Raw genomic sequence first — 24,166 nt, 5'->3', positions numbered from 1 at the left:
ACCGGCTTGCGACCAGCGGCGAAAAACAGGGAGCGAACGGTGAAAAACAGGCACTGAAACGCAAAGAATAGTTACAAGGCCTCATGCACCAGGCGGCCCAGGCGCCCAATCGCCTGCTCGATGCGCGGCGTCCACGCATTGCCGCAATTGAGGCGCAGATAATTGCTGAACTTGCCCGAGGCTGAGAACAGCTGGCCTGGCATATACGCCACGCCGTCCGCGATGGCCTGGCCATGCAGGGCCAGCGCATCGACTTGCGGCGGCATCTGCACCCACAGCACGAAACCGCCCTGCGGCTCGGACAGCATGCAGTCCGCCGGAAAGCTGGCCGCCACCGCGTCGGACATACGGGCGATGCGCTGCACCAGGGTGCGCCGCATCTTGCGCAGCTGCTGGTCGTAGCTGCTGCCTTCCAAAAAATCGGCCAGCACGGCCTGGAAGAAATGGCTGGTGGCGCCGCTCGACACGGTTTTCAGCAAGGCCACTTCCTGCGCGAAACGCCCGGCCAGCACGTAGCCCACGCGCGAGGCGGGCGTAATCGCCTTGGAAAACGAGGAGCACAGCAAGACGTTGCCGCTCGTATCGTAGGCTTTCACGGGCCAGGGACGCTGCGGCGCAAAGCACAGGTCGCCATATACATCATCTTCCACCAGCGGAATATTGAATTCCGACAGCAGGCCAGCGAGCCGCTTCTTGTTGGCTTCCGGCATGACGCAACCGAGCGGATTATTCGCGTTCGGCACGAACAGGCACGCTTGCACGAGGCCGGCGCGCAGGGCCAGCTCGAGCGCATCGAGCGACGGTCCCGTCTTCGGGTCGGTGGGGATTTCCAGCGCCTTCATGCCCAGGCTTTCGATCATCTGCAGCAGCACGAAATACGTGGCCGACTCGATGGCGATGGTGTCGCCCGGCTTGGCGACGGCGCGCAGGCACAGGCTGATCGCTTCCGTGCAGGAATTCGTCACGACGATCTCGTGCGGGTCCAGCTTGCCCCAGTCCAGCGCGCGGCGCGTCACCTGGCGCAAGAAATTGCCTTCGCTGACGTCGTAGCAGCTGACCTTGCTCAACAAAGCGGGCTCGCGCCGCGCCACCGCGCTGATGGTGCGCTGCATGCGCTTGATCGGCAATATTTCATCGGGCGGCCAGGCCGTACCCAGCTGCACGATATCGGATGTTTCGTTGTCCTTCAGCACGCGCATCAACAGATTGTTGATGCCGACAAAGGCCGGCTCCTTCAAATGCTGAGCGTCGGCACTGCACGGGCGGCGCGGCGCCCGGTGGCGCACGAAATAGCCGGACTGGGGCCGCGCATCGACCTGCCCCCGGTCTTCCATCAGGCGCAAGGCTTGCATCACCGTGCTGACGGAAATACGCTTTTGCTGCGCCAGGTGGCGGATCGACGGCAGGCGGTCGCCTGGCGCGAACACGCGCGAGTCGATCAGGGCGCCCAGCTCGTTGGCCAAGTGCTCGTACAGATTCAAATGCGCGCTCATGTTCATCCCTTCAGTATGCGGCTGCCGCGCGCGGCACGCACAGATACAGTTGCCCGATTTTTTGACAAGCACAGTCTACGACGAAATGTACTGTATGCATCACAATTTCGTTTTCCTGCATCTGTCATGGTTCACCGCAAGCGCCTAAGCTGTTCCTGTCAGCACAACAGGAGCGATGCCATGCATACCGACCACGAATTACGCAGCGAACTCCCCCTGCGCCTGGAAAAAGCGCACGCCAGGGTCATCGAATGCCTGTCCGGCATGGCGTGGATCACGGCCTACGCCCAGTTCGAGGATTGCGTGCTGCGCAGCGGCGAGCGCTACACGATACCGAATGACGGCCTGGTGCTGGTCGAAGCCGTGGGTAGCGGACGCATCCGCGTGCACGGGACCGCCGCACCGCGCCCCGCCCTGCTGCGCTGGCTGCATCGGCACCGCCCTCAAACATTAATCACAAGGAATACATGATTCAAAAACCACTGCGCGTCCTCGTCACGGGCGCCGCCGGCATCATCGGCACCGCTTTCTGGAAGCGCCGGCACGGGGAATTCTCCCTGCGCCTGGCCGACCTGCACACAGGCAAGCTGGCCGAAGCGCCCTGCCCGTCCATGCAGCTCGACGTGGGCGACTACGCCGCCTGCCTGGCCGCCTGCATGGATACCGATGTCGTGCTGCACCTGGCCGGCGTGCCGCACGCCAGCGCCGATTTCGATGCGCAATTGCTGCAGCCGAACATTGTCGGCACGCATAACATCTTCCGCGCGGCACAGGCGCAAGGTGTGAAAAGAGTGGTGTTTGCCAGCAGCGCGCAAGCCATCGAGGGCTATCCGCTGGATATGCAAGTGCATGAGCACATGCCGGCCCGGCCCGCCAATATGTATGGCGCCAGCAAGGCATTCGGTGAAGGCGTAGCTTCGGCCTTCGCGCACCAGCATGGCATGACGGCGATCGCCGTGCGCATCGCCAACGTGGCCGACTTTGCGCCAGGTCAACAGCACAGCGCGCGCGACATCGCCGCCTTCATCAGCGAGCGCGACGTGGTGCAGCTGCTGGCTTGCTGCGTGGCGGCGGACGTACCGGCCGGCTACCACGTCGTGCATGGCGTGTCGGACAACCGCTATAAACGGCTGTCGATTACGGCGACGCGCCAGCTGGTCGGCTACGCGCCGCAGGACGACGGTTTTAGCTTGCTGGGCCTGTAGCCTCAGCCCTTCCCGGCCTTGCGGTCAAGTTCGCGCAGCCAGGCCAATTTGTCGGCGATCTTGCTTTCCAGACCACGCGGCACGGGCTGGTACCAGCCCGGCTCGGCCATGCCGTCCGGGAAATAGGTTTCGCCAGCCGCATACGCATCGGGCTCGTCATGCGCATAGCGGTAGGCGTGGCCGTAACCGAGTTCCTTCATCAATTTCGTCGGCGCATTGCGCAAATGCACGGGCACTTCCTTCGACTTGTCTTTCTTGACGAACGCCATCGCCGTGTTGAATGCGTTGTAGCCGGCATTGCTTTTCGCGGCAATCGCCAGGTAAATCACGGCCTGGCCCAGCGCCAGCTCGCCTTCGGGCGAACCGAGCCGTTCATAGGTTGCCGCTGCGTCGTTGGCCATGGTCAAGGCGCGCGGGTCGGCCAGGCCGATGTCTTCCCACGCCATGCGCACGATGCGCCGCGACAAATAGCGCGGGTCGGCGCCGCCATCGATCATGCGGCAAAACCAGTACAGGGCCGCGTCCGGGTTCGAGCCGCGCACGGACTTGTGCAGGGCGGAAATCTGGTCATAGAAATTGTCGCCGCCCTTGTCGAAGCGGCGCGAATTGAGGGTCAGCGCATTGTCAACGAAGGCCGCGTCGATCTTGGTCGTGCCCGTCGAGCTGGCGGCCGTCTCGGCCTGTTCCAGCAAATTCAAAAAGCGGCGCGCATCGCCATCGGCGTAGCCGATCAGGGTGTCAGCGGCCGCCTCGTCAAACGTCAGGTGCGTCAAGGCCGAGGACTGCGCCTTGGCCAGCAGCAGCTTCATCTCGTCTTCGTTGAGCGATTTCAATACATACACTTGCGCGCGCGACAACAGCGCCGAATTGACTTCGAAGCTGGGGTTTTCCGTCGTCGCGCCGATGAACGTCACCAGGCCCGACTCGACGAAGGGCAACAAGGCATCCTGTTGCGACTTGTTGAACCTGTGGATCTCGTCGACGAACAACAAGGTGTGCTTGCCGAACTGGTCCAGGCTGTGGCGCGCCTGGTCCATGGCTGCGCGGATATCTTTCACGCCCGCAAACACGGCCGACAGGGCGATGAATTCGCTGTCGAAAGCATTCGCCATCAGGCGCGCCAGGGTGGTCTTGCCCACGCCGGGCGGCCCCCACAAGATCATCGAATGGGCCTTGCCCGCCTCGAAAGCGAGACGCAGCGGCTTGCCCACGCCCAGCAAATGCGTCTGGCCGATGACTTCGTTGAGGGTAGCAGGCCGCAAGGCTTCGGCCAAGGGCTGGCGCGGTGCGGTGGAAAAGAGATCCGCCATAATATTTACCGGGTAAGAATGCAAAGGCCCCGCATAGTGCGAGGCCGGTCAATAACAGTATGCGAAAAATTAATTATTAATCACATCCGCGCCCTTGGGCATGACAAATTTAAAGTGATTGGCAGACAAAGCCGGATTTTTCTGGAAATTCTTGAACGCCAGCACCGATGTCTGCCCGAACGAATCGCGCAATTCCATCGCTTCCGGTACGCCATTGCGCAGGCCAATGGTGATTTCATCGAAGGTCGTGTCCTTGGCTTTCGGCGTGGCCTTCAGCCATTCCAGGCCATCACGCGTGCCCGCTTCGGCCAACGTAAAATTCTTTTCCAGGTCGTTGCTGCCGAACAAGATGGCGGCTGGCGAGGAACCGAGCGCGTCGCCCAGTTTCTTGACCGTCACCTGGCTCAAGTCCTTGTCGTAGATATACAGCTTGTCGCCGTCCGCTTGCAACAATTGCTCGTACGGTTTCAGATAAGTCCAGATGAACTTGCCCGGGCGGGCGAACTCAAACGTGCCGCTGGCGGGGGTCGACACTTTCGCCTTGCCGCTGGCGTCCGCCTTCTTGACTTGCCGTTGCACGAACTCGCCCTTGGCCGACTTGGTGCCGGCCGCAAAGCTCTTGAATTGCTCCAGCGCACTGGCCGATGCGCTGGCGGCGAACAGCAGGCTGCAGGCGACACTGGCCGCGCCGATGATCATTTTTGTTGCGAAAGTCGTATTCTTCATTCTGTTTTTACCCTTGTTCGGCACTGGCCGCCGGCACCAGGATTTCCCGGTTGCCATTGGATTGCATGGTTGATACCACCCCGCTCTGCTCCATCTGCTCAAGCAGACGGGCGGCGCGGTTGTAGCCGATGCGCAAATGACGCTGCACCAGCGAAATCGAGGCGCGGCGGTTTTTCAGCACCACCGCCACCGCCTGGTCGTACAGGGCATCGGCCTCGCCGCCACCTTCGCCCGGCGCGCCGCCTTCGGCGCCGTCGCCTTCCAGGGTGCCGCCTTCGAGGATGCCCTCGATGTAATTCGGTTCGCCCTGCAGCTTCAAATAGCTGACAACGCGGTGGACTTCCTCATCGGACACAAACGCGCCGTGCACGCGCATCGGCAAGCCCGTGCCGGGCGGCATGTACAGCATGTCGCCCATGCCCAGCAACGCTTCCGCCCCCATCTGGTCCAGAATCGTGCGCGAGTCGATCTTCGACGATACCTGGAAGGCGATACGCGTGGGGATGTTGGCCTTGATCAGCCCCGTGATCACGTCTACAGATGGGCGCTGCGTGGCCAGAATCAAGTGCAAACCGGCGGCGCGCGCCTTTTGCGCGATACGCGCGATCAATTCCTCGACTTTTTTGCCCACTACCATCATCAAGTCGGCCAGCTCGTCGATGATGATGACGATGGTCGGCAGTTTATCCAGCGGTTCCGGCGAGTCCGGCGTCAGGCTGAACGGATTCGGGATGTGTTCTTCGCGCTTCTTCGCGTCGGCGATCTTCGCGTTGTAGCCAGCCAGGTTACGCACGCCCATCTTGCTCATCAGCTTGTAGCGGCGCTCCATCTCGTTCACGGCCCAGTTCAGCGCGTGGCCCGCCTGGCGCATGTCGGTCACCACGGGCGCCAGCAAGTGCGGAATGCCTTCGTAGACGGACATTTCCAGCATCTTCGGATCGATCAGGATCAGGCGCACGTCGAGCGGGTCGGATTTGTACAGCAGCGACAAAATCGTCGCATTGATGCCCACGGATTTACCGGAACCGGTGGTGCCGGCCACCAGCAAGTGGGGCATCTTGGCGAGATCGGCCACGACGGGCTTGCCGGCGATATCCTTGCCCAGCGCAATCGTCAGGCTGGACACGCCGTCGTTGTAGACCTTGGAGCCGAGGATTTCCGTCAGGCGCACGATCTGGCGTTTACTATTCGGCAGTTCCAGGGCCATATAATTCTTGCCGGGAATGGTTTCCACCACACGAATCGACGTCAGGGACAATGAACGGGCCAGGTCGCGCGCCAGGCCCACGATCTGGCTGCCTTTGACGCCCGTGGCCGGCTCGATTTCATAGCGCGTGACCACAGGGCCGGGGTAAGCGACCACTACCTTGGCATCGACGCCAAAGTCGGACAATTTCTTTTCGATCAGGCGGCTCGTAAATTCCAGCGTTTCCACGGACACCGTTTCCACCACGGGCGGCGCTTCATCGAGCAGCGACAGCGGCGGCAACTTGCCATCGCCGGGGGTTTCAAACAGATGCGCCTGGCGCTCCTTTTCCACGCGCTCCGATTTCACCACGGTCACCACCTGCGGCTCGATCTTGACGGGCGGCGCGGCCACGTGTTTTTCCACATGCTTGGCGCGTTCGATGACCACCACTTCGTCGCGGCGCACGGCGGCCACTTCGCCCTGGCGGCGGTCTTCGCGGTCCTGGTAGCGCAGCACGAACCAGTTGAAGGCGTCTTCGATGGTGCCGCCGATGCGCTCGGCCACTTGCAACCAGGAGACATGGAAGAACAGGCTGAAACCCAGGCCGAACAGCAGCAACAGTAATAAAGTAGCGCCCGTGAAACCGAAGGCCACGTGGGCCGAGTGGCCCACCAGCTGGCCCAGCACGCCGCCCGGCTCGCGCGGCAGCTGCACGTGCAGGCTTTTCGCCATGCGCAGGTATTCCAGGCCCATGCTGCCGATTAGCATGATGGAGAAACCGACGATACGGATCAGCATCTCGACATGGTGTTCGCGCTCCACCTCTTCCTCTTCCAGCAGGAAGCGCTTGCTCAGGCGGCGATAGCCATTCCATACCGTGCGCAGCAGCCAGACGCACCACCACCAGGCGGAAAAGCCGAAGATATACAGCAACAAATCGGAGAAGGTCGCCCCCAGCTTGCCGCCCAGGTTGGCCACCTTGTCGACGGAGGTCGCATGCGACCAGCCCGGATCGAGCTTGTTGAAGCTGGCCAGGATCAGCACGAAATACAGGGCAAACGCGGCCAGCGCGAACCAGCGCGCCTCGGACAGCAGCCGCACCAGCCGGTTCGGCAGAGGCCGGCGTTCGACCGGTTTACGGGTGTAGCTATTTTGATTGGCCTGGGCTGGTTTAGTCATTCTGGGAAGCGCTGCAAGGTGATAAATGTTTCTGAAAGGGAATTTCCCATAATAAGGAAGTATTCTAAGCCATATATGCCCCGGACGGCCCCACGATTCGTCGCCATAGGCGGCTTGGTCTATAATCGTGGATTGATTGCGCAAGCGCAATACGCCCTTGTTCTTCGCGCGTATGTCCCCAATTCGGATAGACCCCACTCATAGAGAAGCCTCCCATGACCACTACCAAACACGCCCGCGTTTTGATCCTCGGCTCCGGCCCAGCCGGCTACAGCGCCGCCGTCTACGCCGCCCGCGCCAACCTGAACCCGATGCTGGTCACCGGCGTGGAACAAGGCGGCCAGTTGATGACCACCACGGACGTGGAAAACTGGCCCGGCGACCCGATGGGCGTGCAAGGCCCGGACCTGATGCAGCGCTTGCTGCAGCACGCCGAGCGTTTCAATACGGAAATCGTGTTTGACCATATCCACACCACCTTCCTCAACGAAAAGCCGATCCGCCTGAAGGGCGACAGCCACGAATACACGTGCGACACCCTGATCATCGCCACGGGCGCGTCCGCGCAATACCTGGGCCTGCCATCGGAAGCGCACTTCATGGGCAAGGGCGTGTCCGCCTGCGCCACCTGCGACGGCTTCTTCTACCGCAACCAGGAAGTGGCCGTTGTCGGCGGCGGCAACACGGCCGTCGAAGAAGCGCTGTACCTGTCGAACATCGCCAATAAAGTCACGCTGATCCACCGCCGCGACAAGTTCCGCGCCGAAGCGATTTTGATCGACCGCCTGAACGCCAAGGTGGCCGAAGGCAAGATCGTGTTGAAATATAACCACACCCTGGACGAAGTGACGGGCAACGACAGCGGCGTGACGGGCCTGAACATCAAATCGACCATCGACGGCAAGGTCGAAGCATTGAGCGTGCACGGCGTGTTCATCGCCATCGGCCACAAGCCGAACACGGGCATCTTCGAAGGCCAGCTGGAAATGCACAACGGCTACATCAAGACCAAGACGGGCCTGGAAGGCATGGCCACCGCCACCAGCGCACCGGGCGTGTTTGCCGCCGGCGACGTGCAAGACCATATCTACCGCCAGGCCATCACCAGCGCCGGCACGGGTTGCATGGCAGCACTGGACGCCCAGCGCTACCTGGAAGGCCAGGAGTAAGCGTCGCATGGCGTCGATGAAAGACTTTGCCGACCTGAAAGCGGTCAGCAAGCAGCTCAAGGAGCAGGCCGATGCGCGCGCGCAAGCCGCGGCTGAACGCGCCCAGCAGGTCAAGGTGCAAGCCGTGGAAAGCAATCTGTTCAAGGCCAGCATCGGCGGCGTCAAGCGCCTGCCCGAGTCGGACCGCTACGTGCCCAGCGTACCCAAGGCGGGCGCCATGGCGGCCCAGCAGCCGGCACGCAAGCTGACGCCGGAAGAGGATCATGCGGCCGTGCTGCGCGAGTCGCTGTCGGACTTGTTCGAGGTCGACCATTATCTGGAAAACGATCCGGCCCTGAACTACGCCCGCCCCGGCGTGGGACCGGACGTGGTCAAAAAGATGCGCAAGGGCCACTGGCCTATCCAGGATGAGCTGGACTTGCACGGCTTGCGCCGCGACGAGGCGCGCGACGGCATCGGCGCCTTTTTGAACCAGGCGACGCGGCGCAAGCTGCGCTGCGTGCGCGTGATCCACGGCAAGGGTTTTGGCTCGAAAGGCCAGGAACCGGTCTTGAAATCGATGGTGCACAGCTGGCTCGTGCAAAAGGATGAAGTCATCGCCTTTTGCCAGGCGCGCCGTTCCGAAGGGGGCGATGGAGCGCTGGTGGTCTTGCTTTCTTCCGCGCTGCAGCCCATTCGTTAGGCTTGACAGCAAGATCACAATTCAATAACAAGTTCCGCACTGCACACGGCCCCGTTTGTCACCATTCGGGGCCGTGTCATGTTAACCTGTGACAATTATTTCCTGCTCAAGCGCTCCACCCATGATGCCACCCCAACTACCGCCTGGCTCGCTGATCAAGATCATCGAGGTCATCGCCATCCTGGTGGGCGCATTTTCCGGCTTCATCGAAGCGCGCCGCAAGCGCATGGACCTGGTCGGCGTATTCGTCGTGGCCTTCATCACGGCGTTCGGCGGCGGCACCCTGCGCGACATCCTGCTCGACAAGCGGCCCCTGTTCTGGGTTTCGCACCAGGAATACGCGATTCTCATCTTCGTGCTGGCCCTGACGGCCGCGCCATTGATCCAGCATTTGCGGCAAATCGTCTCGGAACGCCTGATCGTCATCGCCGACGCCATTGGCCTGGGCATGTTCGCCATCGCCGGCGTGGCTGAAGCGATGCGCGCCGGCATGCCGATCTTTATCGCCTCGATGATGGGGGTGATTACGGGGATTTTTGGCGGTGTGATGCGCGACATCGTCTGCAACGAAGTGCCGATGGTGTTTCGTGACGGCAAACCGTACGCCATCTGCGCCTTTTTCGGCTGCTGGGCTTATTTATTGCAAATGCATTTCGGCGCCCAGCACGACTTTGCGCTGTGGACCAGCGCCAGCGGCATCACGATTCTGCGCCTGATATGCTGGAAATTCGACATGCGTTTGGGGCGGTGAAGCGCTGTTGCGCAATCCGGTAGCTTGGGTGACTCAGCAGCGTCGGCTTACGCGCTGGCGCGCTAACCCGACCTACGGCCAGATAAGCGATACATCGCGTAGGTCGGATTAGGCTCGAAGAGCCGTAATCCGACAACATTATTGACCCAGACTTACACCGCGTCCGGACCCGTTTCACCCGTGCGGATGCGGATGACCTGCTCCACGTCGCGCACGAAGATCTTGCCATCGCCAATCTTGCCCGTGCGGGCAGCCTTGATGATGGCGTCGACCACCAGTTCCGACACGCTGTCATCCACCACCACTTCGACTTTGACTTTCGGCAAGAAGTCGACCACGTACTCGGCGCCACGGTACAGCTCGGTATGCCCCTTCTGGCGGCCAAAGCCCTTCACTTCCGTCACGGTCAAGCCCGTCACGTTCACATCGGCCAGAGCCTCGCGTACTTCGTCGAGCTTGAATGGTTTGATGATGGCGGTAATCTGTTTCATGGCTACTCCTTAAAATTGTTGGATTGTGGACAGATGGCTGCTTATTCGTAGAATTTCGAGGTAATCGGATAACGCCAGTCGCGGCCGAAGCCACGGTGCGTGACGCGGATGCCCACCGGCGACTGGCGCCGCTTGTATTCATTGATCTTGATCAGGCGTGTGACCCGGGCCACATCGGCCGGCGGGTAGCCAGCCTCGATAATCTCGGCGATCGGCCGGTTTTCTTCCATGTACAGCTGCATGATGCCGTCGAGTACGTCATACGGCGGCAAGGAATCCTGGTCCAGCTGGTCGGCGCGCAACTCGGCCGACGGTCCGCGCGTCAGGATGCGCTCGGGAATCACGTTTGAGATGCTGTTGCGCCAGGCGCACAGGCGGTACACCAGGGTCTTGGCGATATCCTTGATGACGGCAAAGCCGCCCGCCATGTCGCCGTACAGGGTGCAATAGCCGACCGCCATCTCGCTCTTGTTACCCGTCGTCAGCACAATACTGCCATGCTTGTTCGACAGGGCCATCAGCAAGGTGCCGCGGATGCGCGCCTGGATGTTTTCTTCCGTCGCGTCTTCCGCCAGCCCCGCAAATTCCGTAGCCAAAGTGGCGCGGAAGGCGTCGAAGGTTTGCTTGATCGGAATTTCATCGTAGCGCACATTGAGGCGTTTTACCATGTCGCGCGAATCGATCCACGAGATATCGGCCGTAAATTGCGACGGCATCATCACGGCGCGCACCTTGTCGGCGCCCAGCGCATCGACGGCGATGGCCAAGGTCAGCGCGGAATCGACGCCGCCCGACATGCCGATCAGCACGCCAGGGAAACCGTTTTTGCCGATGTAGTCGCGCACGCCCAGCACCAGCGCCTGGTACACCTGCGCCTCTGTCGTCAACGGGGCGGCCAGGGCCTGCGGCACGGGCGTGGCGCCGTCGAACTCGACCAGCTGCAAGTCTTCCTCGAAGTGGCGCAACTGGGCGCAAATCGTGCCGGCCGCGTCCATGACAAACGAGTCGCCGTCAAAAATCAGCTCATCCTGGCCACCGACCAGGTTGGCGTACACCAGGGCCATGCCTTGTGCGCTGACGTTCTTGCGCATGGTTTCATAGCGCAGATGCTGCTTGTTCATGTGATACGGCGAGCCGTTCGGCACCAGCAGCACTTGCGCGCCGGCCGCGCGGGCGCGCATCGGCGCGTGCTCGAACCACGTGTCTTCGCAGATATTGATGCCGAAACGCACACCCTTCACGCCAAACACGAAAGCCAGGTCCGCCGAGGTGAAATAACGCTTTTCATCGAAAACGGTGGTATTCGGCAAATCGTGCTTGCGATAGGTGCCCAGCACTTCACCGTTCAGCAGCACGGAGGCGGCATTGTGGCGCACGCCCTTCTCGTCCTGCAGGGGCAAGCCCACCACCACGTGCAAATCGGTGAACTGGGCCAGGTCCGCGGCCAACCCCGCAAACGCTTCCTGCGTTTTTGCGTAGAATGCATTGCGCAGCAATAAGTCCTCGGGTGGATAGCCGACCAGCGACAGTTCCGGCGTGAGCACGATATCGGCGCCCGCTTCAAAGGCGCGGCGGGATAGGTCGAAGATCTTGGCACGGTTGCCGGCCAGATCGCCGACCGTACTATTCATTTGAGCAATTGCGACTTTGACTGTCATGATGATGATGGATATTTTCGTTCTATTAAACAAGACAGGGGCGCGCAGGCCGATGGCGGCGCCCCGAGAGTGATGAATGCACACTACAACAATGAATTATCGCACGGCTATCGTCACTACCCTGGCTGAAATTGGCGAAGCGGCCTGGTCTGAACTGCTGGCCAGCCAGGCGGACGCCACGCCCTTCCTCTCCTACGCCTTCCTGCACGCGCTGCACGAGTCCGGCTGCGCCAGTGCGGACACAGGCTGGCAGCCAAATTACCTGGTGCTGTGGCAAGGCGAGACCCTGGCCGCCGCCCTGCCCCTGTACCTGAAGCTGCACTCGTATGGCGAATACGTGTTCGACTGGGCCTGGGCCGACGCGTATCAGCAGCATGGCCTGGAATATTACCCGAAACTGTTGTCCGCTATTCCCTTTACGCCTGTGAGCGGCACGCGCTTGCTGGCCCGCGATGGGGAAGCCCGCGCGGCCCTGCTGGCCTTCCTGCAGACGCAGCAGCAAGCCAGCAAGGTGTCGTCCTGCCACATCCTGTTCCCGCCGGAAAGCGAAGCGCGCCAGCTGGAAGAAGCCGGCTATCTGATGCGTAGTGGCGTGCAGTTTCACTGGATCAATCCCGGCTACACGGATTTCGAGCAATTCCTCGCCACCCTGGAACACAAGAAACGCAAGAATATCCGCGCCGAACGGCGCAAGGTACAGGAAGCAGGCGTGACCCTGCGCCAGGTGCGCGGGGTGGATGCTGTTGAGGCCGACTGGAAGCTGTTCCACCGCTGCTACAGCAATACCTATGCGGAACACCGCTCGTCGCCGTACTTAAGCCTGGAGTTCTTCCAGCGCATCGGTGCCAGCATGCCGCAGAACATTTTATTGGTGATCGCCGAACGCGAAGGCCGGGCCATTGCCGCCTCGCTGGTGATCTATACAAAGGACACCCTGTATGGCCGCTACTGGGGCGCGCTCGAGCACGTACCCTGTCTGCATTTCGAGACGGCCTACTACCAGCCGCTGGAATTCTGCATCGCCAACGGCATCGCCACCTTCGAAGGGGGCGCCCAGGGCGAGCACAAGATGGCGCGCGGCTTCCTGCCGCAAAAGACCTGGTCCGCCCACTGGCTGGCGCACCCGGCCTTTGCCGACGCCGTGCAGCGCTTCCTCGAGCGCGAACGGGGCGGCATCGACGCCTACCTCGATGAATTGAACGAGCACAGCCCGTTTCGCGCATAAAAAAACGCTCCCGGCCATCGCTGGCGGGGAGCGTTTTGAACGGTGGGCGGCAGCGAAGCGCCCCGTTATTTATGCTTTTGCAGCATCTGCCTTGTAGGCAGCGACGCCATTCAGGATTTCTTCCTTGGCCACATCAGGACCATACCAGCCGTCGATCTTGACCCATTTGCCTTTTTCCAGATCTTTGTAGTGCTCAAAGAAATGCTGGATCTGGCGCAAGCGCAGTTCGTTCAGATCTTCCGGCTTTTGCCAGTGGCTGTAGATCGACAGGACCTTGTCGACTGGCACGGCCAGCACTTTCGCGTCTTCGCCCGACTCGTCGGTCATTTTCAGCACGCCGATAGGACGGCAGCGCACGACCACGCCTGGAATCAGCGGGAACGGGGTGATGACCAGCACGTCGACCGGGTCGCCATCCGGCGACAGGGTGTTCGGCACGTAGCCGTAGTTGCACGGGTAATGCATGGCGGTACCCATGAAGCGATCGACGAAGATCGCGCCGCTTTCCTTGTCGACTTCGTACTTGATCGGATCGGCATTCATCGGGATTTCGATGATGACGTTGAAATCGTTCGGCAGGTCGCGGCCGGAAGAGACTTTATTCAAACTCATGGGGTTCCTCATTAGCGGATGGTGTTTTAACCGCGTAATTATAGCGAAGTACAGGCGGCTTGTGCGATGCAGCAGCGGCCCGCCGGCGTTTTGCGCAACAAGCCAACAACAGTGGCATGCACGCTCCGCTGCTCCCCGCAGCCTGCCAGCGAAAGAATAAACAGACCATCGACAACAATAAGTAGAAACACTTAAGTAATACTACGACCACCCCAGAGATAATACCTTGAATACCTGTGTATTTTCATTTCAATATCCCCATGCAGCAGGCATGGTTATTATATTCGGAATTGCATTTATTGCAGCAGTTTATAACAACAAATTCATTATCATTCATCCCGCGATGTCTTCGCATAATGACGCAGGCGCTTCACTATGCTACGCCGAACGCTTGCGCAGCCCGGCAATCCAATCTTCCAGCATAATATTTGCGCTTATTTGAAGCATGTATTTGATTCAAATAGCGGCCCAGCCAAAAAAGGGCGCGACCAGAAGACAATCATCAATTCTGATAAACTGTCACATTCTGGTGATTCAAAACTTTGTATATTCTGCAATCGACGCTCTCCCTGAATTCAATATGGCGCATCAACGCGCCACCGATAAATCCTTGCAAAAAGGAATATGATGATTCCCTCTTTCCGGCCCGGTCCTTTATTAAAGGTCACCGGCGTTATTTTCGTTCTGTTCGGCCTCGCCCTGCTGGGCGGCGGCATCTGGCTGGCCACCCTCGGCGGCTCCTGGTACTACTTGCTGGCCGGCATCGGCATGCTGATCGCAGGCGTGCTCCTCTTCAAAGGCAAGCGCAGCGCGCAAGCGTTCATGGCGCTGCTGCTGATCGCCACCCTCATCTGGTCCGTGATTGAAGTGAAATTCGACTGGTGGCAATTGCTGCCGCGCCTGGACATCTGGTTTGCCGCCGCCGTCTGGCTGCTGCTGCCCTTCGTCAGCCGCCGCCTGGCCCCGCCCGCCGCCGAGAAACAGCCGCAAGCGGGCAAGACGGCCCTCTCCGCCGCCGTGGCCCTGACCGTCATCGCCGGCGTCATCGCCCTGTTCCAGGACTACCATGACCTGCATGGCGAGGTGCCGGTCGAAAACATGGCCGCCACCGCCAGCGGCGACCTGGCGCCCGGCGTCGAGCACAACGACTGGTCCGCGTACGGCCGCTCCGGCTATGGCGACCGCTATGCGCCGGCCGCGCAAATCACGCCCGCGAATATTTCCGGCCTGAAAGAAGCCTGGACCTACCACACGGGCGACTTCAAGGGCTTGAGCGACCCGGGCGAGATCGCCAACGAAGTCACGCCGCTGAAGGTCAATGACATGCTGTACCTGTGCACGCCGCACAATATCGTCATCGCCCTGAACCCGGACACGGGCAAGGAAATCTGGCGCCACGATCCGAAGATCAACCGCGATGCGGCCAGCTACCAGCACATGATCTGCCGTGGCGTGGCGTACTGGGACGTCAACGCGGGCCGCGCGAAAAACAACCCTGCCCCTGAAGCTGCCAGCATGGAATGCCCGCGCCGCATCCTGGCGCCGACCATGGACGGCACCATGATCGCCGTGAATGCCGATACGGGCGAGTCGTGCAAGAGCTTTGGCAACAACGGCGTCGTCAACCTGTATAAAAACATGGCCATGATCAAGCGCGGTTTCCTCATGCCCACGTCCCCACCGGCCGTGGCGCAAAACGTGGCCGTGATCGCCGCCAGCGTGACGGACAACCATTCGACGGAAGAGCCATCGGGCGTGATCCGCGGTTACGATCCCGTCACCGGCAAGCTGCTGTGGAACTGGGACCCGGCCACGCCGGAAGACACCAAGCCCTTCCCTGAAGGCAAGAACTACACCAACAACTCGCCCAACTCGTGGGGCGTGGCCAGCATCGATGAAAAGCTGGGCATGGTGTACATTCCGATGGGCAATGAAACCCCCGATACCTGGGGCGGCAACCGCAACAAGAATGGCGAGAAATTCAACAGCGCCATCGTCGCGCTGGACCTGGCGACGGGTAAAGTACGCTGGGTGTACCAGACCGTGCACCACGACATCTGGGACATGGATATCGGTGGACAACCTTCGCTGGTCGACATCGACACGCCAAAAGGCAAAATTCCCTCGGTTGTTGCCACGACAAAACGGGGCGACATCTATGTGATCGACCGCCGCGATGGCAGCCTGGTCGTGCCGGCGCCGGAAAAACCTGTGCCGACGAGCAATCCTGCCGCTGGCGACACCTTGTCGCCCACGCAGCCGTTCTCGGCCCTGACCTTCTTGCCTGAGCGCAATATCAGCGAAGCGGACATGTGGGGCACCACGCCGTTCGACCAGCTCGCCTGCCGCATCATCTTCAAGGAACGCCGCTATGAAGGCCCGTTCACGCCGCAAACGGCTGGCAAGGGCGCCGTCATCTCGCCGGGCCCATTGGGCATCTTCGAATGGGGCGGCGCGGCCATCGATCCCGTGCGCCAGTTGCTGATCGTCAACCCTGACTACATGGGCTTCCTGGAAAAACTCGTGCCACGCGCCGAAACGACGGCCAAGGGCGGCACGGGCGGCGAAATGGGCTTGCAGCCACAGACGGGCGTACCGTTCGCCGTGGAAATCAAGGCCTTCCTTTCGCCGCTGGGCTTCCCATGCCAGGCACCGCCGTGGGGCTACGTGGCCGCCGTCGACCTGCGCACCATGAAAAAAGTGTGGATGCACAAGAACGGTACCACGCGCGACAGCGGCCCCGTGCCGATTCCCTTGCCACTGGGCGTGCCCAGCCTGGGCGGCATGGTCACCACCGGTGGCGGCGTGACCTTCCTCAGCAGCACGCTCGACTACTACATCCGCGGCTACGACGTCAGCAACGGTAAAGTACTCTGGAAAGCCCGCTTGCCGGCAGGTGGCCAGGCTACGCCGATGAGCTATGTGTCGAACAAGTCGGGACGCCAGTTCGTCGTCGTCATGGCTGGCGGCCACGGTTCGCTGGGCACGAAGATGAGCGACACCCTGATCGCGTATGCCTTGCCGGAAGGCACTGCCGTACCTAAGAAGTAAATTAGCAAGGTAGCAGCGCAAAAAAAAGCCGTTCAGTCTGCACTGAACGGCTTTTTTACGTCTGATGAAATGGTTTACAGGATGGTAGCCAGCGCGCACTGCCGGTAATGCGCGGCGGCCTGTTCCGTCTGCTGCAAGGCATCGTGCATCTGCGCCAGCTTCAGGTGGGCGTCGCGCACCATTTGCGGCTCGTTCGCATCCGACAAAGCCTGCTCCAGGTGGCGCTGGGCCTTGCCCCACAGTTTTTGCTTGAGGCACAGGGTGCCCAGGGTCAGCGCCAGTTCCGCATCCAGCGGACGCTGTTTCATCCATTGCTCGCAATGCTCGATCTGCAGCAGCAAGGCCGGCGTGCCGGCGGGCGCCGCCGCTTCGCGGTAGGCGCGCACGACGCGCTCGTCCCAGTCGGCGGCCAGCGACTCTTCGCACACGAGGCGCGCTTCATCGTGCAGGCTGCGCGCATTCAGGGCCGTGGCGGCGCGGCAGGCGATATACGGCTTGACCCGGTCGCTGCTGGGCACGGTGGACCAGACGCGCATCAGCGATTCGGCATCATGCGATGGGTCGGACAGCAAATGGTCGTAGGCCAGCTCACGCAGGCGCGACGACAGGGCCGGATGCAGGGCGCGGTGCTTGTCGAGCGAACGCACGAGACGCAGCACTTCCGGCCAGTTCTTCGCCTGCTGCTCGGCCTTCAGCGACCATTGCAGCGCGTGGATATGGCGCGTGCCGCTGGCATTGAGTTCGCGCACGGCGGCCAGGGCAGCTTCCGGCTGGTGATCATCGACCAGCAATTCCGTCACCGTCATCAAACGCGCCGTTTTCAGGCTGGCATCGCCTTCGACACGGGCCAGCCAGCTGTCGCGGCGCTCGGACTGGCGCATGCGGTGCGCGGCGCGTGCGCCGATCAGCGCGGCCAGGCCGGCATTTTCTTCCAGCTCGGCGGCGCGCAGGGCAGCCTTCTCGGCATGCCCGAAACGGCCTTCAAACAGGGCTTTCAAGGCTTCGCGCAAGCCCTTGTTGCCATCGCGCTCACGCTTGCGCTGGCGGTAGGCCGCCACTTGCGCCGGCATGCGCACGGTGGCGCGCACGGCGCGTACCAGCAGGTACAGCAGCACGAACAGCACGACCTGCAGCAGCAGGAAGAAGTTGAGCGACAAATCGATGCGGTACGGCGGATAGAACAGCACCACGTTGCCGGGGTTGAAACGGGCCGTCACGGCGATACCGATCGCCGCGGCCATCAGGGCGAGTAACCAGAGAAATAGACGCATGGGCTCAGGACTTCGCTTTGTAGTTGCGCACAGCCGTCAGGCTGTCGGACAAGGTTGGCATTTCGATGGCCAGGTTGCTGCCCTGCACCTGGCGCAGCAAGGCTTGCGCCGTCTGCGTGCTCTTGGCGCGGGTGTCGAAATACTTGGCCAGCGCATCCTGGGCGGCGATCAAGTCGTTACGGAAAGCCGTTTCATTGCGCGACAACAAGGCCATGCGGGCATTCAGCAGGCGCAGCTTGACGTTTTCCCGCAAGAAATACGATTGCGTCGGCGACAGCATCAGCGCTTCCGGCGTATCGACTCTGCGGATGCGGATCAATTGACGCACGTCATTCCACATGTCGCCGCTCCAGGTATTGAAGCCGTCGCGCACTGTTTGCAGCAGCGGTTCCGGCGCCGGCGGTCCGACCAGCTTGCCGCTGGCATCGCGCACGGGCTTGGCTCCGGCCTTGGCCTTGCCCGGCTTTTCCGGCGCGGCCGGCAAAGCCGGCGTTTCGTCGGACAGCATCGGCAAGGCGTCGATCTGCGCGATCACGGCATCGAGGCGCAGGGCCACGCCTGTCGAATCGACGCTGGGCAGGGCCTTGAGTTTTTCCATGTCGCGGCCAATGGCGCGGCGGATGGTGATGAATTGCGGCTTGTCGGAACGCGACAGGCTGCGGTCGGCGTTTTGCAGGGCGATCAGTGCACCGGGCACGTTGCCGGCCAGTTGCAGCTGCTGGCTGGCCGTCGACAGCACTTGCTCGATTTCCGTCAGCGCCCACTCGTCGCGGTTCTTCGACAAGTCGTTATACAGTTGTTCCAGCGCCAGTTGCTGGCTTTGCGTTTCGCTCTGGCGGTTTTCCAGCGCGCCCACCTTGATTTGCAGCTCTTTCGTGCCTTCTTGCACGTTGCGCGCCAGCACGCCCGTTTCGGCATTGCTGACATCGCCCTTTTGCAGGCGCTTGGCCACTTCTTCGCGCAGGTTGCGGATCTGCTTGCTGGTCGACCAGCTTTGCGCAGCCAGCAGCACGGCCAGCACGATGACGGCGATGCTCATGGGCTTTTGCAGCTGTTCGAGCAAGGTCGGCGCGCGGCCAGCAGGTTGGTCGGCCGCCTGCGGCGCCGTCTTCACGGCGCTGCCAGGCGTTGCATTCGGTTCGGAGAGTGTAGGCATTTCGTTCATGGTCGTGATTGTAACGCGGCGAGCACTCCTGCGTCGCCTGATCCTGTCAAGGTGACACGGGCAAAACCCAGAGCCGCCGCCGTTTGTGCAATGCGCGCGTGCGGCACGATCAAATGCTGCTGTTGCATTTTTGCAACAGCCATCTTTTCATCGCCCATTTCGCCCAGCAGCGCCAGCAAACCGCGCAGCGCTTCCGAGCTGGTGATGATCCAGTCATTATTATGCTGCAACAGGTTTTCCAGGGTCGCGCGCAAGGCTGGCGTCAGCGTTGGCACCTTGCGGCGGTAAGCCGTGACGAACTCGACTTCGGCGCCGGCCGCGCGCAAGCCGTCAGCCAGGTAGTCGCGTCCGCCGTCGCCGCGCACGATCAGCACGCGCTTGCCGCGCAGGGCCGGCAAGTCCAGCGCCAGCAACAGATGTTCGGAATCGCTGCGCGCCGTGTCAAACGGGCTGGTGATGCTGGCGTTGGCGTGCGTGACGCCATGCGCGGCCAAGGCCATCTTGCTGCCCTCGCCCACCACGGCCAGCGGCACGCCTGGCGGCCAGGCGGGCAGGTGCGCAAAGACGCAATCGATGGCGTTGGGCGAAACGAACGCCACCAGGTCGTATTCCATCAGGCGCGCCAGCACGGCTTGCAGCTGCGCGCATTCGTCATCGCCGTCAAGCGCGTGGATTTCCAGCAGCGGCAGCAGGGTCACGCGCCAGCCCAGCGCCGCAATTTTGGCGGCCAGTGGCCCCGCCTGCGCCGCGGGCCGCGTGATCACCACGCTGTCAGGCATGCGGCGCCAGGCCTTCATGGTTGTCGGGTGTAACCGCGCACGAGGCGAGGATGCCGGCGGCGTCCTGGCCGCGCAGCAATTCGGCCACTTGCTCGCCCAGCTGTTCCGGTGCGCTGGCCGGGCCTTCGAGCTCGGCGCTGGCCATGCGCGCGCCGTCCGGCGTGGCGACCATGGCGCGCAAGCGCATCTGTTCGCCCTCGACGGTGGCAAACGCGGCCAGCGGAATCTGGCAGCTGCCGCCGAAAATCTTCGACACCTTGCGCTCGGCCGTGACGGCTTGCGCCGTGGCCGTGTGGTTCAGCGGCGCCAGCAGGCGCACCAGGTCGGCGCCGTCGACGCGGCCGCTGCGGATCTCGATCGCCATGGCGCCCTGGCCAGCGGCCGGCAGGCTGTCTTCCGGCGCCAGCACGGCGCGGATGCGCGATGCCAGGCCCAGGCGTTTCAGGCCGGCGGCGGCGAGGATGATGGCCGCGTAATCGCCACGGTCCAGCTTGCCCAAACGCGTATCGAGGTTGCCGCGCAGGGGCAAGATCGTCAGGTGCGGGTAGCGCGCGGCGATCAGCGACTGGCGGCGCAAGCTGCTGGTGCCGACCACGGCGCCGTGCGGCAGCTCGGCCAGGCTGGCGTAATCGTTCGATACAAACGCGTCGCGCGGGTCTTCGCGCTCGAGGATGGCGGCCAGGCTGTAGCCTTCTGGCAACTCCATCGGCACGTCTTTCAGCGAATGCACGGCCAGGTCGGCGCGGCCTTCTTCCATCGCCACTTCCAGCTCCTTGACGAACAGGCCCTTGCCGCCTACCTTGGACAGGGCGCGGTCCAGAATCTGGTCGCCGCGTGTGGTCATGCCGAGAATTTCAACGCTACACTGCGGATACAGGGCGGCCAGGCGCGCGCGCACATGTTCAGCTTGCCACATGGCAAGACGGCTCTCGCGCGTGGCGATCACCAGGCGGGCGGGAATAGTCAATTCGTTCGGGGTCAATTCGGATGCTTTCAAAACAAGTTCTTTCGCTGTGGCTGTCGTTGTCATTATCGTTGCCAATTCGCCCGTCCGATATCAATTTATATCGAAAAGGCACCCGGCGTCGCTATAATCGTTATCCCTTGGCCTAGAAGGCCAAGTCAGGCTAGCGTCCATGTTGAAGACCACAAATTTTATCATGCGCCCCCTCCCCTCTGCGGCCAAACGCCCGGTGCGATCCACATTCCCTTGCTTTTACACTTACTTTGGTTCTTTATTATGCTCAATGACGCAGTAGCACCAGAAATAGTTCCAGCGGCCGGCTCCGACAAGGACGCGCCACTGAAAGAAGACATCCGCCTGCTGGGCCGCCTGCTGGGCGACGTGTTGCGCGAACAGGAAGGCGACGCCGTCTTCAATGTGGTGGAAACCATACGCCAGACGTCCGTGCGCTTCCGCCGCGAAGCGGACGCCGGCGCCGCGCTGGAACTCGACGCCATGCTGAAAGAACTGAGCCGCGAACAGACGATTTCCGTGGTGCGCGCCTTTTCCTATTTTTCACACCTGGCCAACATTGCGGAAGATCAACACCACATCCGCCGCCGCCGCGCCCACCTGCTGGCCGGCTCGCCAGCGCAAAAGGGCAGCATCAGCTTCGCGCTGAAAAAACTGCGCGCCGCCGGCGTGCCGCGCAAGACGGTCGACACCTTCTTCCAGGAGGCGCTGATCGCCCCCGTGTTGACGGCCCACCCGACGGAAGTGCAGCGCAAGAGCATCCTCGACGCCGAGCACGACATCGCCCGCCTGCTGGCCGAGCGCGACCTGCCGCAGACGCCGAAAGAGCGGCACGCCAACATGCAGCTGCTGCGCTCGCGCGTCGCCACCCTGTGGCAGACGCGCATGCTGCGCTACTCGAAGCTGACGGTGGCCGACGAAATCGAAAACGCCCTGTCCTACTACCGCATCACCTTTTTGCGCGAACTGCCGGGCCTGTATGACGACATCGAGGACGATATCGCCGCCGAGTACCCGAACGGCGACGGCACCATCGAACCGATCAATGCCGCCTACGTGCAGATGGGTAGCTGGATCGGCGGCGACCGCGACGGCAACCCGAACGTCAACGCCGGCACCATGCAGCACGCGCTGGCGCGCCACGCCACCACCATCCTCGATTTTTACCTCGACGAAGCGCACGCGCTGGGCGCGGAATTGTCCGTCTCGACCCTGATGATAGGCGTGAGCGCCGAACTGCAGGCACTGGCCGACCAGTCGCCGGACGCCTCGCCGCACCGCAGCGACGAACCGTACCGCCGCGCCCTGATCGGCATCTATGCGCGCCTGGCCGCCACCGCCCGCGCGCTGGGCGCCACCAACATCCTGCGCAAGGAAGTGGGGCCGGCCGCCGCCTATCCGGACGCGGCCGCGTTTGTCGCCGACCTGCGCACCATCGTCGCCTCGCTCGAGTCGCACCACGGCGCGGCCCTCGTGCGTCCGCGCCTGGCCACGCTGGCGCGCGCGGCCGACATCTTCGGTTTCCACCTGGCGTCGCTGGACATGCGCCAGACGTCCGACGTGCACGAGCGCGTGCTGGCCGACCTGTTCGCGCAAAGCGGCGTGGCCGCCGATTACACGTCCCTGTCCGAGGAAGACAAGCAGGCACTGCTGCTGAGCGAACTGGGCCAGCCGCGTTTGCTGTACTCGCCCTACATCGCCTACGCCACGGAAACGGATTCCGAGCTGGCGATCCTGCGCGCGGCGCGCGACATCCGCCAGCGCTACGGCGCGCGGGCCATCCGCAACTACATCATTTCGCACACGGAAACCGTGTCCGACCTGCTGGAAGTGTTGCTGCTGCAAAAGGAAACGGGCTTGCTGCGCACCGATTGGCAAGCTGGCGAGAGCACGTGCGAGCTGATGGCCATCCCCCTGTTCGAGACGATCCCCGACCTGCAGCGTGCGGCCGGCATCATGAGCGAGGTCATGGCCTTGCCCTTGGTCAAGCAATTGATCGCCAAGCAGGGACAGTTGCAGGAAGTCATGCTCGGCTATTCCGATTCGAACAAGGATGGCGGCTTCCTGACGTCCAACTGGGAACTGTACAAGGCGGAACTGGCGCTGGTGTCCGACTTCCAGAAGGCCGGCGTCAAGCTGCGCCTGTTCCATGGCCGCGGCGGCACGGTAGGTCGTGGCGGCGGACCCAGCTACGAAGCCATCCTGGCCCAGCCGCCAGGCACCGTCAACGGCCAGATCCGTCTGACGGAACAGGGCGAAATCATCGCCTCGAAGTTTTCCAACGCGGAAATCGGCCGGCGCAACCTGGAATTGCTGGTCGCTGCCACCCTCGAAGCGAGCCTGGCGCCGCAGGAAGCCAATCCGGCCCGCAACGGCCAGTTGGCGCAGTTCGAAGCCGTCATGGCGCAGCTGTCGGACCTGGCCTATCACGCCTACCGCCACCTCGTGTATGAAACGCCGGGTTTTACGGAGTATTTCTTCTCGGCCACGCCGATTGCGGAAATCGCCGAGCTGAACCTCGGTTCGCGCCCCGCCTCGCGCAAGGCCAACCAGCGCATCGAAGACTTGCGCGCCATTCCCTGGGGCTTTTCCTGGGGCCAATGCCGCTTGCTGCTGCCGGGCTGGTTCGGTTTCGGCAGCGCCATCGAGGCATGGATCAACCAGGCTGACGGCGCGTCGAAAGATGAAAAAATCGCCACCCTGCGCGCCATGTACGCCGAATGGCCGTTCTTTGCCACCTTGCTGTCGAACATGGACATGGTGCTGGCCAAGACGGACCTGGCGATTGCCTCGCGCTATGCGGAACTGGTGGCGGACCAGGAATTGCGCGAACGCATCTACAAGCGCATCACGGACGAGCATGGCAACACCTTGCGCTGCCTGGAGCTTATCACCGGCAACACGGAGCGCCTGGCGGGCAATCCGCTGCTGGCCCGCTCGATCCAGAACCGCTTCGCCTATCTCGACCCGCTGAACCACTTGCAGGTGGAATTGATCAAGCGCAACCGCGCCCTGTCGGCGGAAAGCAAGATCGACGAAAGGGTCCACCGCGGCATCCAGCTGTCGATCAACGGCGTGGCGGCCGGTCTGCGCAACACGGGCTGATCGCGCCAGGCTGCCATCGGCAGACAAGGGCCGGCACCGCAAGGTCCGGCCCTTTTGCTTGCCCAATTGCAAAATATTCTCAATAAAACAACAATTGGTATTACACTAGCGGCTGACACCTTCCTCACT

Annotated in this window: 19 protein-coding genes; 8 read left to right on the top strand and 11 right to left on the bottom strand. The window is 62.1% G+C overall.

Going from position 1 to position 24,166, the window contains the following annotated elements; all coding sequences use genetic code 11:
• Nucleotides 1-71 precede the first annotated feature (71 nt).
• Complete coding sequence (locus tag ACP7EG_RS19730; RefSeq protein WP_426088973.1) at nt 72-1,493, bottom strand: PLP-dependent aminotransferase family protein; 1,422 nt, start codon at nt 1,491-1,493, stop codon at nt 72-74.
• Nucleotides 1,494-1,673: 180 nt separating this feature from the next.
• On the opposite strand from ACP7EG_RS19730, the gene ACP7EG_RS19725 reads away from it, so the two are divergent.
• Together ACP7EG_RS19725 and ACP7EG_RS19720 are read left to right on the top strand one after the other, a co-directional pair.
• Entirely contained in the window at nt 1,674-1,964 is a 291-nt protein-coding gene (locus tag ACP7EG_RS19725; protein WP_426088972.1) for a DUF2917 domain-containing protein, read from the top strand.
• Entirely contained in the window at nt 1,961-2,698 is a 738-nt protein-coding gene (locus tag ACP7EG_RS19720) for an NAD-dependent epimerase/dehydratase family protein (protein ID WP_426088971.1), read from the top strand. Before ACP7EG_RS19725 ends, ACP7EG_RS19720 begins: the two co-directional genes overlap by 4 nt.
• Nucleotides 2,699-2,700: 2 nt before the next feature.
• Here the strand turns inward: ACP7EG_RS19720 and ACP7EG_RS19715 are convergent, their stop codons facing one another.
• From ACP7EG_RS19715 to ACP7EG_RS19705, 3 genes are all read right to left on the bottom strand, one after another.
• Nucleotides 2,701-4,008: a replication-associated recombination protein A gene (locus ACP7EG_RS19715; protein ID WP_219890520.1), complete on the bottom strand. Its 1,308-nt coding sequence runs from the start codon at nt 4,006-4,008 to the stop codon at nt 2,701-2,703.
• A gap of 69 nt (nt 4,009-4,077) precedes the next feature.
• On the bottom strand, nt 4,078-4,734 hold the full coding sequence (gene lolA / locus ACP7EG_RS19710; protein WP_257224860.1) for an outer membrane lipoprotein chaperone LolA: 657 nt from the start codon (nt 4,732-4,734) through the stop codon (nt 4,078-4,080).
• Nucleotides 4,735-4,741: 7 nt separating this feature from the next.
• The gene (locus ACP7EG_RS19705) at nt 4,742-7,102 is read right to left on the bottom strand and encodes a DNA translocase FtsK (RefSeq protein WP_426088970.1); all 2,361 of its coding nucleotides are present in this window, start codon (nt 7,100-7,102) and stop codon (nt 4,742-4,744) included.
• A gap of 215 nt (nt 7,103-7,317) precedes the next feature.
• On the opposite strand from ACP7EG_RS19705, the gene trxB reads away from it, so the two are divergent.
• The 3 genes from trxB (at nt 7,318) to ACP7EG_RS19690 (ending at nt 9,704) form a co-directional block, all read left to right on the top strand.
• Complete coding sequence (trxB, locus tag ACP7EG_RS19700; RefSeq protein ID WP_426088969.1) at nt 7,318-8,271, top strand: thioredoxin-disulfide reductase; 954 nt, start codon at nt 7,318-7,320, stop codon at nt 8,269-8,271.
• Between the two features lie 7 nt (nt 8,272-8,278).
• Nucleotides 8,279-8,953 carry a Smr/MutS family protein gene (locus ACP7EG_RS19695; RefSeq protein ID WP_116743709.1) on the top strand — a complete coding sequence of 225 codons (675 nt, stop codon included), beginning with the start codon at nt 8,279-8,281 and terminating at the stop codon, nt 8,951-8,953.
• A gap of 121 nt (nt 8,954-9,074) precedes the next feature.
• A complete protein-coding gene (locus tag ACP7EG_RS19690; protein ID WP_071078511.1) occupies nt 9,075-9,704 on the top strand; it encodes a trimeric intracellular cation channel family protein in 630 nt (209 codons plus the stop codon).
• A 152-nt stretch (nt 9,705-9,856) separates the two neighbouring features.
• Here the strand turns inward: ACP7EG_RS19690 and ACP7EG_RS19685 are convergent, their stop codons facing one another.
• Both ACP7EG_RS19685 and ACP7EG_RS19680 read right to left on the bottom strand, forming a co-directional pair.
• Complete coding sequence (locus ACP7EG_RS19685) at nt 9,857-10,195, bottom strand: P-II family nitrogen regulator (RefSeq protein ID WP_034758685.1); 339 nt, start codon at nt 10,193-10,195, stop codon at nt 9,857-9,859.
• A gap of 41 nt (nt 10,196-10,236) precedes the next feature.
• Nucleotides 10,237-11,853: an NAD+ synthase gene (locus ACP7EG_RS19680; protein ID WP_426088967.1), complete on the bottom strand. Its 1,617-nt coding sequence runs from the start codon at nt 11,851-11,853 to the stop codon at nt 10,237-10,239.
• Nucleotides 11,854-11,944: 91 nt separating this feature from the next.
• On the opposite strand from ACP7EG_RS19680, the gene ACP7EG_RS19675 reads away from it, so the two are divergent.
• On the top strand, nt 11,945-13,078 hold the full coding sequence (locus ACP7EG_RS19675; RefSeq protein ID WP_426089120.1) for a GNAT family N-acetyltransferase: 1,134 nt from the start codon (nt 11,945-11,947) through the stop codon (nt 13,076-13,078).
• Between the two features lie 69 nt (nt 13,079-13,147).
• On the opposite strand, the gene ppa is transcribed toward ACP7EG_RS19675, so the two are convergent.
• A complete protein-coding gene (gene ppa, locus ACP7EG_RS19670; RefSeq protein ID WP_426088966.1) occupies nt 13,148-13,690 on the bottom strand; it encodes an inorganic diphosphatase in 543 nt (180 codons plus the stop codon).
• 624 nt (nt 13,691-14,314) lie between these two features.
• On the opposite strand from ppa, the gene ACP7EG_RS19665 reads away from it, so the two are divergent.
• Nucleotides 14,315-16,741, top strand: coding sequence for a membrane-bound PQQ-dependent dehydrogenase, glucose/quinate/shikimate family (locus tag ACP7EG_RS19665; protein ID WP_426088965.1), 2,427 nt, complete (start codon nt 14,315-14,317; stop codon nt 16,739-16,741).
• Nucleotides 16,742-16,815: 74 nt separating this feature from the next.
• Here the strand turns inward: ACP7EG_RS19665 and ACP7EG_RS19660 are convergent, their stop codons facing one another.
• From ACP7EG_RS19660 to hemC, 4 genes are read right to left on the bottom strand one after another with little or no spacing between them, the layout of a single operon-like run.
• Nucleotides 16,816-18,012 (bottom strand): heme biosynthesis protein HemY, encoded by a 1,197-nt coding sequence (locus ACP7EG_RS19660; protein WP_426088964.1) that lies wholly within the window; start codon nt 18,010-18,012, stop codon nt 16,816-16,818.
• A 4-nt stretch (nt 18,013-18,016) separates the two neighbouring features.
• Entirely contained in the window at nt 18,017-19,177 is a 1,161-nt protein-coding gene (locus tag ACP7EG_RS19655; RefSeq protein WP_282408573.1) for a uroporphyrinogen-III C-methyltransferase, read from the bottom strand.
• Entirely contained in the window at nt 19,174-19,956 is a 783-nt protein-coding gene (locus ACP7EG_RS19650) for a uroporphyrinogen-III synthase (RefSeq protein ID WP_426089119.1), read from the bottom strand. The genes ACP7EG_RS19655 and ACP7EG_RS19650 overlap by 4 nt, the downstream gene beginning before the upstream one ends.
• Complete coding sequence (hemC, locus tag ACP7EG_RS19645) at nt 19,949-20,953, bottom strand: hydroxymethylbilane synthase (protein WP_426088963.1); 1,005 nt, start codon at nt 20,951-20,953, stop codon at nt 19,949-19,951. The genes ACP7EG_RS19650 and hemC overlap by 8 nt, the downstream gene beginning before the upstream one ends.
• 243 nt (nt 20,954-21,196) lie before the next feature.
• Between hemC and ppc the strand changes: the two genes are divergently transcribed.
• Nucleotides 21,197-24,037: a phosphoenolpyruvate carboxylase gene (gene ppc / locus ACP7EG_RS19640; protein ID WP_426088962.1), complete on the top strand. Its 2,841-nt coding sequence runs from the start codon at nt 21,197-21,199 to the stop codon at nt 24,035-24,037.
• The last annotated feature ends 129 nt before the right edge of the window (nt 24,038-24,166 follow it).

The organism is Janthinobacterium sp. PSPC1-1, assembly GCF_049897625.1.
GTDB lineage: Bacteria > Pseudomonadota > Gammaproteobacteria > Burkholderiales > Burkholderiaceae_D > Janthinobacterium > Janthinobacterium tructae.
This window is presented reverse-complemented; position numbering and strand designations above follow the sequence as displayed.